The 13,394-nt window shown below is 52.1% G+C and carries 10 protein-coding genes; 3 read left to right on the top strand and 7 right to left on the bottom strand.

All coding sequences use genetic code 11. The features are described 5' to 3' along the window. Positions 1–164: 164 nt before the first annotated feature. From F557_RS19775 to F557_RS19770, 3 genes are all read right to left on the bottom strand, one after another. A complete protein-coding gene (locus F557_RS19775) occupies positions 165–476 on the bottom strand; it encodes an ArsR/SmtB family transcription factor (RefSeq protein ID WP_019002379.1) in 312 nt (103 codons plus the stop codon). Positions 477–683: 207 nt separating this feature from the next. Then, positions 684–1,439, bottom strand: coding sequence for an SIMPL domain-containing protein (locus F557_RS0111545; protein ID WP_019002378.1), 756 nt, complete (start codon positions 1,437–1,439; stop codon positions 684–686). A 177-nt stretch (positions 1,440–1,616) separates the two neighbouring features. Next, on the bottom strand, positions 1,617–3,014 hold the full coding sequence (locus F557_RS19770) for a conjugal transfer protein TraH (RefSeq protein WP_019002376.1): 1,398 nt from the start codon (positions 3,012–3,014) through the stop codon (positions 1,617–1,619). A gap of 515 nt (positions 3,015–3,529) precedes the next feature. On the opposite strand from F557_RS19770, the gene F557_RS23295 reads away from it, so the two are divergent. Then, on the top strand, positions 3,530–4,267 hold the full coding sequence (locus F557_RS23295; RefSeq protein ID WP_019002374.1) for a tetratricopeptide repeat protein: 738 nt from the start codon (positions 3,530–3,532) through the stop codon (positions 4,265–4,267). 413 nt (positions 4,268–4,680) lie between these two features. Here the strand turns inward: F557_RS23295 and F557_RS0111515 are convergent, their stop codons facing one another. The 3 genes from F557_RS0111515 to F557_RS0111505 form a co-directional block, all read right to left on the bottom strand. Next, entirely contained in the window at positions 4,681–5,373 is a 693-nt protein-coding gene (locus F557_RS0111515) for a hypothetical protein (protein ID WP_019002372.1), read from the bottom strand. Positions 5,374–5,791: 418 nt separating this feature from the next. Next, positions 5,792–6,217 carry an EamA family transporter gene (locus F557_RS0111510; protein ID WP_019002371.1) on the bottom strand — a complete coding sequence of 142 codons (426 nt, stop codon included), beginning with the start codon at positions 6,215–6,217 and terminating at the stop codon, positions 5,792–5,794. Between the two features lie 288 nt (positions 6,218–6,505). Further along, positions 6,506–7,609: a cation diffusion facilitator family transporter gene (locus F557_RS0111505; RefSeq protein ID WP_211209536.1), complete on the bottom strand. Its 1,104-nt coding sequence runs from the start codon at positions 7,607–7,609 to the stop codon at positions 6,506–6,508. 942 nt (positions 7,610–8,551) lie between these two features. Between F557_RS0111505 and F557_RS0111495 the strand changes: the two genes are divergently transcribed. Both F557_RS0111495 and F557_RS21340 read left to right on the top strand, forming a co-directional pair. After that, complete coding sequence (locus F557_RS0111495; protein ID WP_019002367.1) at positions 8,552–8,992, top strand: hypothetical protein; 441 nt, start codon at positions 8,552–8,554, stop codon at positions 8,990–8,992. 316 nt (positions 8,993–9,308) lie between these two features. After that, complete coding sequence (locus tag F557_RS21340) at positions 9,309–12,524, top strand: DNA topoisomerase 3 (protein ID WP_019002365.1); 3,216 nt, start codon at positions 9,309–9,311, stop codon at positions 12,522–12,524. Positions 12,525–12,675: 151 nt separating this feature from the next. Here the strand turns inward: F557_RS21340 and F557_RS0111475 are convergent. Next, on the bottom strand, positions 12,676–13,394 hold a 719-nt coding region (locus F557_RS0111475; RefSeq protein ID WP_019002363.1), incomplete at its 5' end, for a PD-(D/E)XK nuclease domain-containing protein.

Genomic DNA, 13,394 nt, shown 5'->3' with positions numbered 1-13,394 from the left:
GGACCACTGCGGTTCCGCCGGGAAAAATTCTGCCAGAGACTCTCCCCCGGGAGCTCCCCGCCGTCCCCGCAAAAGATCCGATACTGTTAAACATATTTAAATATATCAATATAAAGGCCGTTTTTTACAGGAAGTCCCGGACCTCCTGTAAAATGCACTCCGGCTCAGCTGTTTTCCTTTCCCCCGGCACCAGCGGCTTCAGTTTCTGCTTTCGTATAGGAGGCAATCATGCTCCGGAAGGAAGCCGTTTCTAAAGCAGAAATGGAATAAAGCACCCACTTCCCGTCCTTTCTGGCTGACACCAGACCGCTGTCGCAAAGAATTCTCATATGGTGCGACAAAGTCGGCTGTGAAATGCCGAGTTCCGTCATAAGCGTGCAGGCACACTTTTCACCATGCCGGAGCGCCAGCATAACAGCCAGACGGCTTTCATCAGAAAGAGCCTTAATCCTTCTCGCGTCTTCCCGGACTCCCATCACTGCTCCCCTGTTACTGTCACCAGTGTGATACACATATCCATAAATATCAATATGTGAATATGTAAATATGTGGCTACGCAAACATTTGCTCATCACCGGAATTCCCGGGCAGCACCCTCCGGGGAAACCACTGGAGGACGTTCCCGGACGGGCAGCGCCTGAGCCCCATCAGAGAGTTATGGGGCCCGCTCCGGTTCCCCTGGGCTATTCCAGCTCCCAGGTGATATCCACCCGGTCGGTAAAGGTAATCTCCTCCGCCTGGTACTGATCCCCATCGTCGTAGCTGCCGGCGGCCCGGGCAGCCCCCATCTCCATACGGACGGCCTTGTTCGCGCGGAAGCTTTCAGCATTGTCATAATCCACAGTGCCGTAATTTACCGTCTTCACCCTTCCCAGCTTGGTATTAAGCTGTCCGGTAATGTTCTGAGCCTTGGCCACGGCATCCTGCACCGCCATCTCCCGGACCTTCTGCTTTACTGCCCGGGAATCCTTCACCCGGTAGTGAATGCCGGAAATGTTGTTAAAGCCGCTCTTCATCACGAGATCCATGGTTTCGGAAATCCGGGCCAGATCGTTAACGGTAATGGTAACCGCCCGGGTGGCACGAAATCCCTTGGAAACCCGGCGATCCTTCTCCCAGGCATATTCCTCAAAAACCTGCACACTGCCGGCCTGGATATCCTTGCTGGCAAGGCCGACTGCGGAAAGATCCTTAAAGAAGGCATTCACCACGGCGTCAGCTCTGTCCCGGGCCTTTTTGGCCTCCTTGTCGAGAACCATTATCTGAGCTGATACCAGGGCCTGATCCGGCATCATTTTAAGAGCTGCCGCCCCGGTCAGCGCCAGAGTGCGATCCGCAACGCACTGCTCCCCGGCCCAGACCGGAGAGACCGCCAGAAGCGTCCCTACCCCGGCGGCCAGGACCATATTCCAAAACTGCATTCTGCCATGACTTTTCATATCCCGCGCTCCTTATGCAAAACAAAACGCTGCCGGAGAAAGCAGCACTCTCCGGCTTCCGAAAACGTATTCATAAGCTAAGTATACAATGTTTGACGGAACTTTAAACACCGGAAACAGCATTCAGATCCCGTTCCGCAGCAATAACGGTTCCGGAAACGGCATGGAGGAGCCGTATCACGGCTTTTCCCGGCCGTATACAAACTGTCCCGGCATATACTGTCCGGTACCGGTATCCTGAAGATAATAGCCGTAAAGAGCCCGGATTTCCCGATCCGTACCGTATTTTCTGAGCAGCGTCAGTCTTTCGGAGGAGGTCTTCTGCTGCACTCCGGAAAGCTGCTCTCTCAGAATGCCGCTGAACGCTCCCGGGTTCTCCCGGATAAGTCCCCCGGCACTGTCCAGCCAGGAATTTACATACCGGCCGGCCAGATCCAGAGCGGCGGCATAGGCTATCCCCCGGCTGAATTCCGCGGCCGCCCCCTGATTCCTGGCGGAGAGTGTCCGGATCATGGCCGGAATTCCCGGATTCAGTGAATTCAGAATACCGACTTCCCGGGCGGTGAGCCTTCCTTTATTCCGGGCAAACTTCTCCACGATGCCGCCCTGCCCGTTATCTCCGACAAGCTGCTCCGCCACCAGATACCCCAGCCCCCGGATCCGGACCTGCTGTCTGGTAACCGTGGCACAGCCGTCCCGCTTCCGGCTGTCACACCGGTAAACCGCTACCTCCCCGCCCTCGATAAGGTCCTGAAGTCCGATGATGCCCCCCGGGGCCACCGAGATCTTCCTGCCGTCCCGTGACACAATCACGGTTCCGGTCATGCTCATTACCGCCTCGGCGATTTCGGGATTTGCCGCAAAGAAGCCGTTATCCATCAATGACTGCCACATGATATTTCCGGTAAGGCGCGCCGCTTCACCAGAACCGGAATCCCGGGCTTTCCGGTACACCTCGCCGGCATCCCGGACGGAACTCAGTTCATAAAGATCCCCCATCCCCTCGAACTGTCCGATCAGGGACGCGTCCGTAAGTCCCTTTCTGCCAAAAGCGGCCAGAGAATCGTTCACCACCCCCTGAGCCAGCTGACAGCTGTTTCCGAAATACTGATTGAGCTCCTGCACCTTCCGCTGCAGCACCTCCATCTCCTGGGCACATTTTTCACAGATGGCGGAAAGCGCAATTTCAAAGGCATAGCCCTGGGCATTGGCCGCTACGGTTCTCATAAAGCTGATGAACTCCTCCCGGTTGATATAGGAAAAGCTCCCGCCGTAAAGATCAATGCCGGAACACCCCGCCCCCGCATGCGGCAGGGTTACGGTTACCGGATCCAGAGACTTTACCGGCGCACGCACTGTAAGATCCCCGCCGGAAATCACCCCCCGCCGCTCTGTTTCATATGCTCCGGGCCGGGTAGTATTGCTGAGAGCCCCGTAAAGCTCGCTGATCTCGGAATTGAGATCCGCCGCCGCCGGACGTGCCAGCAGTACCCCCACAGCCAGAACCAGAACCGGAATCCCCCGAAGCTGACAGAATCCCGCGGCTTTTCCGGATTCTATGAACGTTTCAGACATAATAACCTCCTTTCTGGGCCGACTCAGGGGATAAGTCTGCCATAACTTTTTTCGGAGGCTGTAAAAAAAGCCTTATTGCCCCGGAGGCAGGCCTTATGAAAGCACTGTCCGGGCGGGTGGCTGACAGCTTACGGAACAGAGCGGAATTAAAGGAACAGCTACGGGATTAAAGGGTTAAGCCAAGCCCTTTCCCACGGATCCTTTTTTTCGAAAATTAAAATGAGCGACAGCACCATCAGGCTTTCCGGCAGCATGTCTGCGTTGCGGGAAATATGCCTGGCGGAATGACCGGGAAGGTCAGGCGGGGGACGCGGCAGCTCCCGGCCACTTTTGCGTGCAATAATGCTGATTAGCGATTAAAATCACAGCAGCGAGCGGTGCAAAAAGCCGGTTCTGAACAAAAATCAGAAGAACTAATCCTTTATTCCACCCTTTCGTTTTCCCGGAGAATGCCCTATTTTGACTTTGTGCACCGAAGCTATACAGATTCCGATAAAAATTGGTTACGAAGACGTATGAAATTCAAATATTTAATGCTTATTCCAGGCTTGCTGTCAGGCAGTACAGTTTTTGCCGCTGCAGATAACGAATGCTACAGCTATATGGATAATAAGGAATATTCTAAGGCCAAAACTCAGTGTTTGGAGGCCTGCAACAGGAATGACGGCCTTGGATGCTTTGCCCTGGGCATTTTATACAGGGAAGGCCTGGGCGTTAAACAGGATCACATCCAGGCTAAATCATATTTTGAAAAAGCCTGCAGCATGAACGATGGCGGCGGGTGCGTAAACTTGGGGAATTCATATTTCGACGGCACTGGCGTAAAACAGGATTACATCCAGGCCAACACCTATTACGAGAAAGCCTGCAGCATGAAACATGGCGGCGGGTGCTTTAACTTAGGGAAGTCATACCACTATGGTACCGGTGTAAAACAGGATTACAGCCAGGCTAAAACCTATTACGAAAAAGCCTGCAACCTGAACTATGGCAGTGGCTGTCATCGTTTAGGTGTTTTATATGGCTTGGGGTACGGTGTAAAACAAGATTATAACCAGGCTAGCTCCTATTTTGAAAAATCCTGCAGCCTTAAATTTGCTCCCGGGTGCGGAAGCCTGGGGGCTTTATATGAAGATGGCCTTGGCGTAGAACCCAATAATGCCGTGGCAAAGGAATATTACAAAAAAGCCTGTAATCTAGGTGAGCAAAATGGCTGTGATGCGTATCAGGAACTAAACGGCAAAGGGAACTAAAACACCTTTCAGCATTCACACCTTCGCCACAAAAGGATCTCGCGGTGAGATCCCTTTGTGGTGATCACAGGAAAGATCGGTAATTTTTGGTTATTTTTTATCCAAAAGTATCGCTGCTGATATGTTCCCATAAACATGAATGGTGTATCCGGATACAGACATCAGGTCCTGCAAACATCCAGCCTCTCGCAAAGCCCTATAAATCAGGGGGATACAGGGGGATCTTCGCAAGACATGAGCCCCCCGTTTCGAGGGTACGTGGAAAATATGCTTCCTCCGGGATGGCACCCTGACGGAACCGCCTCAGTAATCCCATTCCAGAGAATAGCCGGTTCCCCGGCCGCCCTGAAAGTAAAGCTTTACGCCGTCCAGATCCGCGGTTTCGGCGTCCTTCTTCTCCGGTTCCGCCGCGGTTATGATTCCCTCTTTCTGAAATCGGGTTCCAGGATCTTCGCGGATTCGGGACGGTGGCATCCCAGTCTCTGGAAGTAGAAGGCTCCCGGCTCCATGAATACCAGAAAATCCCCCCAGAAAGACATTTCTCTGCTGCCGACCCGGTTCGGGTTTATATCGTCCCAGAAGCGCCCCTTCATCACCTCCCGGAAATCCCCGTTGTAGATAACGGGATTCCGCCACACGCCGTAGCACGAGAGATGACTGCCGTTCTGGGACATCTCCTTCAGCAAAAGCGGGATCAGGCCGTTGTCGTCCTCGAACACATGAACGGAGAGCTGCTGCCGTTCCAGGGGCTCAAACGACCTCACATACGTCCGGAAAAACCGGAAGCGTCCGTTGCTGCTGATCTTCAGGAAGCCGGGGAACTCCTGGATCACTCCGGTAACGGCCCTGGGGTAGTCGATCTCCCCGGTGTAAGGGCCAATGCTGGTGTTATTGATCCCGTAGGTGCTGAAAAGGTACTGGCCGTTAACAAGGGGAGCCCTCTCGGGGAGGCAGGATTCCATGTACTGAGACCGGAGGAATCTGCGGTAGAGAAGCCCGCTGGTGGTGACCTTTTCTGGTTCGCTGAGATAGTTCACGAGTTCGTCCCGGCGGTGCTTCAGGAGCGGCGAAAGATCCTCGTAATCGAAAACGGCGGTTGCGTTCATGGCTGTTTCCCCTGTTATTCCTGTTCATTGCTGCTATTATCCCGCAGACTGGCGGTAAATTCCAGTTCCGGAGCGTCCGGATTCTGCGCTGAATAATCCAGAAAAAAATTCCCGGTGCTGACAACCCCGGAGATTTTCAGCAGGACTTTGCTTTTCCGGAGATCGGCCAGTTCCAGCCGGCCGCCGGTAATCAGCTTTTCGTCATTGCCCCTGAATGAGCAAGTACAATGCTAACTGGATCGGACAATTTAAAATACCAGTTGCTATAAACAGCCTTCAGAGTGATTTATATGACATGGAGGTAACCATGTGAAGACAATCAATCAGAAAAATGGAAAAAGTTCAGTTTACATGTGCTGCTATTACGGTTTGTTTGCCACGGTTAGATAAATAATCACACAAACGGGATTTTTTTCCTTTAGCCTTTAACCAAAAAAAGTCCAATTCCGCATACAATAATACCTGCTACCTGTTTGATAGATATGGATTCCTCATAAAGAAGAAAACCTATCACCACCAGAGCGATTGCAAGACATATATTGGCTGTTAGTGCGCCATTACTTACTTTCCATCCAGCACGATACAGGAATACATATCCTGCCTCCAGCCCAACAATTGCAACTCCAAGAACAAAAGAAGTCCAATTTATCCTGGTTATCTCGTTTAATACCTCAGCTGGTTTTACGCTCACAACAAACAATACCGCCGAAAGCACCGCACCGACCAGATAGGTGACTGTAAGTGCACCAAATGTGTTTGTCCTCTCCGGCATAGATTTAGTGCAAATATTGTAAAAACAGTTAGATCCCACGATCAGCAATAATGGCCAAATCATATTCCACATAATATTATTCCTCCAGTATATGTATTTTGGCCTGTTATAACGGTAGGGTCCCAGCCGTATAGGTAGGTCTCGATTGTCAGTCCAGAAGCGCCTGCATTGTTTTCAAGAATGAGGCTAAACGCCGGATCGAGTCTCCAAACGAAAAATATGGATATGTATTAAGTATCGCAGTTAGGAACTGCGGCACAGCTGTTTTATCAGCTGGCTGTATCTTTCACACATCTGTGATTTACGGAAGGCAAAATGCATAAAACTATCTGTAAACTGGAATGTGTCTATTGATCAGTCTTATTCTTCCGTAAAATCAGTATCCATCGCAACCTGAAGCTCATATTCAGGAAACGATTTTTTCACATCAGCAACCACTTCATTGTACACTGCTCTGCGATCCTTGGCATCAAAGATAATCACAATGTCAAAACGCATTGATTTCTGCTCCTTGAGCAGATAGAAGCCATGCATCTGTCTGACGAATTCATGGGAAAAGACGATCTCCTCAGCACGTCGCTTTGCCTGAATGACTTCATCATCCTTTGTATTTACCGAGTATACCCCTATCGCAGTGAGGATGACATGATGCGCACTGATAACTTTCATCGTGATCTCACGGATCAGCTGATCCAGATTATCTGCTGAATAAGTATCCGGAACTTCAATATGAATAGAACCATTCCATGTATCAGGCCCGTAGTTGTTCAGTACAAGATCATATGCTCCCTGTACATCCGGGAAGCTCATAACAGTATCACGGATCGCTTTAGCAAGCTCCCGATCATTACGCTCACCAAGAATCTTGGAGATCGTATCACGCAGCATTTCTATGCCTGATTTTATGATTACTGCGGAGATGATTGCACCAAGCCACGCTTCTAAAGATATATGGAAGATAAGGAAGATCCCTGCTGCAACCAGCGTCGATGCAGAAATGATCGCGTCCAGTTTTGCATCCTCTCCTGAATTGCTCAGGGAATCCGAATTCACCTTTACCCCTACCCCTTTGACATAGATGCCTAACAGAATTTTGACCACTACGGCAACAGCCACAATGATTAATGAGACTGCGTTATAGTCAGGTGTCTCCGGATGAATGATCTGTTTGCCAGATTCCACAAAAAACGTAATGCCTGCATACAGCACGATCACGGAAATAATCATGGCACTCAGGTATTCAATGCGGCCATAACCAAAAGGATGCTTCTTGTCAGGTTCTCTGCCCGCCAGCTTTGTCCCGATAATAGTAATCAAAGAACTGCCAGCATCAGAGATGTTATTGACAGCGTCCAGCACAATGGCAATGGAATTGGTCATGAGGCCTATGACCGCCTTGAATCCGGAAAGAAATACATTGGCAATCATCCCGATAATGCTGGTCTTTACAATGTTTTTTTTCACGCAGCACTGTCACTTTATCCATATGCATCCCCTAAAACTTTTTAAACTTAATCGAGTTCATCACGCCAAAAATTTTTTTGCAGTTTTCATGATACCATCAAGATTTTGGAAGAATATGCTTACTGAGCCTTTAAATAAGGCAGACACCGCTATTTATGATAATAAAACGATAGACTCAACCCTACCGCAATAATAAACCATAGCCACCACATCTGTATCTCCAGGCATAAGTGTGTTTTCAGAAACACCAAAAAATACCGTTTTCCCCTCAATCGCTCAAAACTATAAATCTCGCTAAGCCCTTGATTTTACGGGGTTTTCAGCCGTTCTATTTTGCCCGTAAAAGTAAAACCATAGTCTCAACGCGAGCGGAGAACACAGTGTCAAATTTTCCAGGAAACAGTGAATCAGATATTTGACAGTCATACAGCGTTCAGCCTCTTAGGTGCGTTTCCTGACGCAAAATATAATTCCTGAGCACCATTCCTGTTTTTTTCAGCTATAATCAGCAGCGCCAGTGATGTAGATGCAGATCATTATTTTTATGAAAACGTTTTACATCAGGCAACAGCCGCCGAAATCCCTGAATCTTCCGCCTTTCCGGAAAATTCGCCCGCGGCAAACCAGGATTTGTAAAGACTGTCAGACAGACTGCCTGAGAAATTCAGATAACAAAAAGAAAAAGCTGAAAGGGAGGCGACCAAACCATACACCTTTCAGCAAATAAGACATGCTCCGAACAGACGGAAGCATACTTGAATACAGCCGGATTGTACTTCCTAATACCGGATTTCTGGCATATCGCTGCTCAAAAAAGTGCGCTACTTCAAACTTTTGGAGCGTATGCGGCTGTTTTATCCACTATGACTGACTTTTACGCGAGGGATTTCGACATTTTTTTCTGCATTCCTGGATGCTATAGCAGACGCGAGTACAGCCACGATGATTGATACTGATAATATCAAACCCGGAAATGTTAAGGAAATCAAGAGGAGGCTTGGCTTCGATCCTGACCGGGATTCCTCCTATGCCTGTTTTTGGGATTTTAAGATCAACGTTTTGCGGGATGTTTACGGAGATAGCTGCGTAAAAGGGCTTCTCAACAACGGCACCGCTGACGGAAAAAAGGAACTTCCGCCCCGTTTTACGGACGATCCGGACAGCTTCTGGCATGATGATAGCCTCCGGAAGGCTCTTCCGGAACCGCTGTTTTCCAGAATCATTGCCGAGGAAGGCTTCGAAGACCCTGATGTGGATTACAGCGAACCCGATGACGAAAGCTTTTCCATTCTGGATATGTGCAAACACTTCAGTACCGGATTCATCAACGATCTCCGGAGAAAGTCCCTGGAGAAGGAAAGAGATAATCATGACGGAACGTAACAGGGCCCCCTAAGGAACCGGGGCCCAGAATCACCTCATAAAACGGGAAATGCCGGAGATGTCGGGAATCAGGAGACCGCCATACGGTCTCTGATGCTCGACGCCAGCCTGAATGCCGGAATAGCGGAAAACGGCACCGGCGGCACATGGGCCCTCCTATACTTGCCTCCAGGAATTCCGGAAAGTTTTCTGCGGCCTCCCGGGAACACCGTCGCGGGAATTTTCTTCCTAAATTTCCCGCAGCATCTCATAATTATGACGGCTCTTCTCCGGGATTGCGGTACAATCACTCACATGAAAATACCCAGGAGCAGTCATGAGCTATCGCCTATTTATCTGTGAAAAGCCCTCCCAGGCCGGAGATCTGGCCAGAAACCTCGGAATCCGGAAAAGGCTTCAGGGCTACTGGCAGGACCCGAACGGCGGAACGCTGGTAACCTGGTGTCTCGGACATCTTCTGACGGAATTCATGCCGGATGACTATGATCCGGCCTATAAAAAGTGGAATCTTGCAGATCTTCCCATCATTCCGGAAAAGTGGCGGTTTCAGGTGGCAAGCAAATCCAGGGATCAGTACCGGGTGGTTTCCGGACTGGTAAGGGAGGCCTCCGAGGTGGTTATTGCCACCGACTTCGACCGCGAGGGAGAGGCCATTGCCCGCAACATTCTGAACCGCACAGGATTCCGGGGTTCCCTGAAACGTCTCTGTCTCACCGCCCTGGATGATGCCTCCATTCAGAAGGCTCTCCGGACGATTGTTCCCGGATCGGAAACCGAACCTCTTTACATGGCCGCCCTGGGCCGTTCCCGGGCCGACTGGCTGGTAGGTCTAAATCTTACCCGCTTCTATACCCTGAAAATGCAGAAGGCGGGCTCCGCTCTCGGGGTGGTGTCTGTAGGACGGGTAATCTCCCCCACGGTAAAGCTGGTTGTGGACCGGGATCTCGCTATTGAAAACTTTCAGCCGGTAACCTTCTATGAAATTCTGGCAGACCTGGCGGCCGGCCCCGTATCATACAAGGCTCGCTGGCTTCCTCCGGAAAGCGTCCAGGATCCCGACGGCCATGTACTGGACCGGAAATATCCCGAAGAGGTGATCAGAAAATGCCGGGGGCAGCAGGCCCGGGTGCTGTCCTTTGAACGCCGGGACAAAAAGGAATATCCCCCCCTGCCCTTTGATCTCACATCACTCCAGCAGCACTGCAGCAAGCGCTGGGGCTATTCCGCCCAGAAAACCCTGTCTCTGGCCCAGAGCCTTTATGAAAAACACAAGGCCACCACCTATCCCCGTACCGATTCAAGATATCTGCCGGACGAGCAGTTCCAGGAGGTCCCGGACATTTTCCGGGCCCTGGCCGCTCAGGATCCCGGAATCGCGGAAAGCCTCCGGGGAGCTGTCATCTCCCGAAAGCCGGCCTGCTATAAAACGGCAAAGGTTACTGCCCATAATGCCATCGTGCCCACCGGAAACCCCGCTGTAAATCTGGCTGCCATGACCACAGAGGAAAGAAATGTCTTCTCCGCCGTCCGCCGGGCCTTTATCGCCCAGTTTTATCCCCCCGCCGTCTATGATTCCGCCGTCATGGTTCTGGAATGTCTTTCCGAAAAATTCAAGGCCGTCGCCAGAATTCTGAAATCCCCCGGCTGGAAGATTCTCTACGAAGGCGAGTCCCGGGAACGGCATGAGGGAGCAGGAACTCCGGCGGCGAATCAGGAAAATCGCCTCTCCTCCGAAAAACGCAGTACGGACAGTGACGACGCCAGTTCCCTGGGACTTCCCCCGCAAAAGCTTCCGGATGCCCGGCCTGGCGACCTTCACGATATCCGGGATCTCACCCTGGAGGAAAAGGAGACCACTCCTCCCCGACACTTCACGGAGGCAACCCTGCTGGCTGCCATGGAAAACATCTCCCGCTTTGTTACTGATCCCGTCTGGAAGAAAATGCTGAAGGACACCGACGGTCTGGGTACTCCGGCCACCCGGGCCGGCATCATCGATTCTGCTCTGAAATGGGAATATCTGGAAAGAGAAGGACGGAATACCCTGCTTTCCACTCCGAAAAGCCGTTACCTCATGACCGGTGTTCTGGCAGAGGATCTGACATCTCCGGGACTCACCGCCAGCTGGGAACAGCGTCTGGAAAAGATTGCGGAGGGCTATTCCGGAGAAAGCGAGGAACGTTTTGAAAAGGACATCGCCGCCTTCGTCACTGAAATTATCGAAAAGGAAATGAACCGCGTCTTTCCGGAGGCTCCGGCCATGACTGCCGCCTCCCGCCGGAGCGGCACCGCCTCCGAAAATACCGGAGGAGCCCGAAGTCGCTCCGGAACAGCCCGGTCCGGATCCCGAAAGCCGCGAACCGGGAGAACTGCAGGCACTGCAGCTCGGAAGGCAGCCGCAAAGGATACCGGTACAGGAAACGCAGTCCCGGAATCACGCTCCCGAAGCCGCACCGCCGGAAGAAAAAAGAATCCTGAAACCGGAGCTTCGGCTGCAGTTATTCCGGGAACCGGATCTCCTGCGGAGGTTCGGTATTCCCGCTCCCGGTTCTCCGGAAAAGCTCCGGAAGCACCTGCTCCGGAGCCTCTGATGAACTACCAGCTCTCCGGCGGATATTCTCCGGATTTCCCGCCGTTCCGGCAGGAAGCTCCGGACATGCCTCCGAGAGCGTCCGGAGACGGGACCGGATACCATCAGAAGCCGGAAAGCGGCAGTCAGAATTTACCGCACAGTGGAGATTTTATGTACGACCCCGAACAGAATCCGTTTTCTCATACCTACAAGGCCATGAAGGGCCGTATTTCCGGAACCGGCAGACAGTCCGGAGCCGGGAAAGGAACCGGAAGCAGCAGCGCCCCCATAGCCTCCGGAGATTTCCCGGGAGGATTCCCGCCGTTTCCGGACCCCGGGGCCGGTTTATCGGGCCAGCTGCCTCCGGAATTTTACCAGACGCCGGAGGACATGAATTCCATATTCAACGATATGAGCTTCGGACCGCAGTTCGGAGATCCGCTGCCGCCCCCCCAGGAAGTCAGGGGAACTCCGTCAGAAGTTCCTGCTCCGCGAGACGTACCTCCGGCAGGAACGGCACAGCCTCGCCGCTCCTCCTCCTCACCTGCCGCACCGGGCGCGGCCTACAGCGGAAAGTACCAGAAACCGGCTCCGGTTCCCGCTGACGGAGATCCCCCCTCCTGCCCGAAATGCGGTACCATGATGGTGCTCAGAAACGGTATCCGGGGAAGCTTCTGGAGCTGCTCCCGCTATCCGGAATGCCGAAGCACCATCGATGCTTCCGGAGAAGTCCCCGGAAGAAAGGCGACTGCCCCGGATACCCGCTCCTCCGGAATCCCGGGAAGCAATGGAAAGTCTGCGCCCTCGGGTCTCCTCCGAAAAACCGCTCCGGCAGAAACCGGCGAGGATATACCGGTATGCCCGTCCTGCGGCGATCCCATGAAAAAACGCCAGGGCCCCCGGGGGCCGTTCTGGGGCTGCAGCAACTTCCCGAAATGCCGGGGCACCCGGAATATCTGATGTTTTTTAAAAATGGAGAAAGGTGTACCGGTCGGGTGTGTTTGCAGGAAAACTGGAATTCCCCGTTACCCTCAGACCGGACCGAAAATCATGGGAATTTGCAGAAACTGCGCCGCACTAACCGCGTCCTGCTCCCTGTTATTCCGGAATGCTAGGCTCCGATAATCCGGCAGGTTTTGTTATAAAAGGCGATGCCGTACTTGTGAATAACCCGGTAGGCTTTTTTAAGCTCCCGGTCATAGGCCTGCTCTTCAATCTGCCTGAGAGCCCTGCTGCAGATACTGTCCATAGCGTCCGGCTCGTCACTCCCGCTCTTCTTGAATTCCAGAACCGCGGCAATCCGGGCTGCCTTGTTCTTTATGATCACGTCAGAAAAACCGTCTCCGCTCTCCCGGTTTGACAGAATGCTGATGTCGCTGTTTCCCGTCATGCCGAGAACCCCGGCCAGAAATCCGTGGTAAAAGCTTTCGTATGCACTGTCCCGGACACTGACAAAGAGCTCAAGCATTTTTTTTGCAGTAGTCTCGGCCTTTGCGGCGTCCCCCTCCAGCAGAGAATCCCGGAGATCCAGGCCCTGGCTGTACCATTCTTCATTGTCCTGATTGAAGATCTCTCCGGCCTTTTCAATAAAGCACTGCTGAATCTCTCTGTTGGGAATTTTTATAACCGCCCTGTTCGCAGCTTTCGGAACCTCTCCCTTAACCACGGTAAAGTATCCGGTATGGAGCATTAGGGTTCCGAAAAGATCAAAGCTGGATTTTGCGGTAATCTGAGGATACGAGGTAAATTCCCGAAGCGTGATTTCCTCGGATTTTCCGTCCAGCAGATTCTGAATTCTCATGGAATCACTGGCTCTGGGATGTCTCATGC

Origin of the sequence: Succinimonas amylolytica DSM 2873 (genome assembly GCF_000378405.1) — a bacterium.
Taxonomy (GTDB): domain Bacteria; phylum Pseudomonadota; class Gammaproteobacteria; order Enterobacterales; family Succinivibrionaceae; genus Succinimonas; species Succinimonas amylolytica.
Note: the sequence above shows the minus strand (reverse complement) of the source record. Positions and strands in the feature narration are given on the sequence as shown.

What these genes read in the sequence shown, in the direction of transcription:
- F557_RS0111495 (WP_019002367.1), top strand. Translation starts at nt 8,552, where the DNA reads ATGATTGATACTGATAATATCAAACCCGGAAATGTTAAGGAAATCAAG.
- F557_RS19775 (WP_019002379.1), bottom strand. Translation starts at nt 476, where the DNA reads ATGGGAGTCCGGGAAGACGCGAGAAGGATTAAGGCTCTTTCTGATGAA.
- F557_RS0111545 (WP_019002378.1), bottom strand. Translation starts at nt 1,439, where the DNA reads ATGAAAAGTCATGGCAGAATGCAGTTTTGGAATATGGTCCTGGCCGCC.
- F557_RS0111515 (WP_019002372.1), bottom strand. Translation starts at nt 5,373, where the DNA reads ATGAACGCAACCGCCGTTTTCGATTACGAGGATCTTTCGCCGCTCCTG.
- F557_RS0111510 (WP_019002371.1), bottom strand. Translation starts at nt 6,217, where the DNA reads ATGTGGAATATGATTTGGCCATTATTGCTGATCGTGGGATCTAACTGT.
- F557_RS19770 (WP_019002376.1), bottom strand. Translation starts at nt 3,014, where the DNA reads ATGTCTGAAACGTTCATAGAATCCGGAAAAGCCGCGGGATTCTGTCAG.
- F557_RS23295 (WP_019002374.1), top strand. Translation starts at nt 3,530, where the DNA reads ATGAAATTCAAATATTTAATGCTTATTCCAGGCTTGCTGTCAGGCAGT.
- F557_RS21340 (WP_019002365.1), top strand. Translation starts at nt 9,309, where the DNA reads ATGAGCTATCGCCTATTTATCTGTGAAAAGCCCTCCCAGGCCGGAGAT.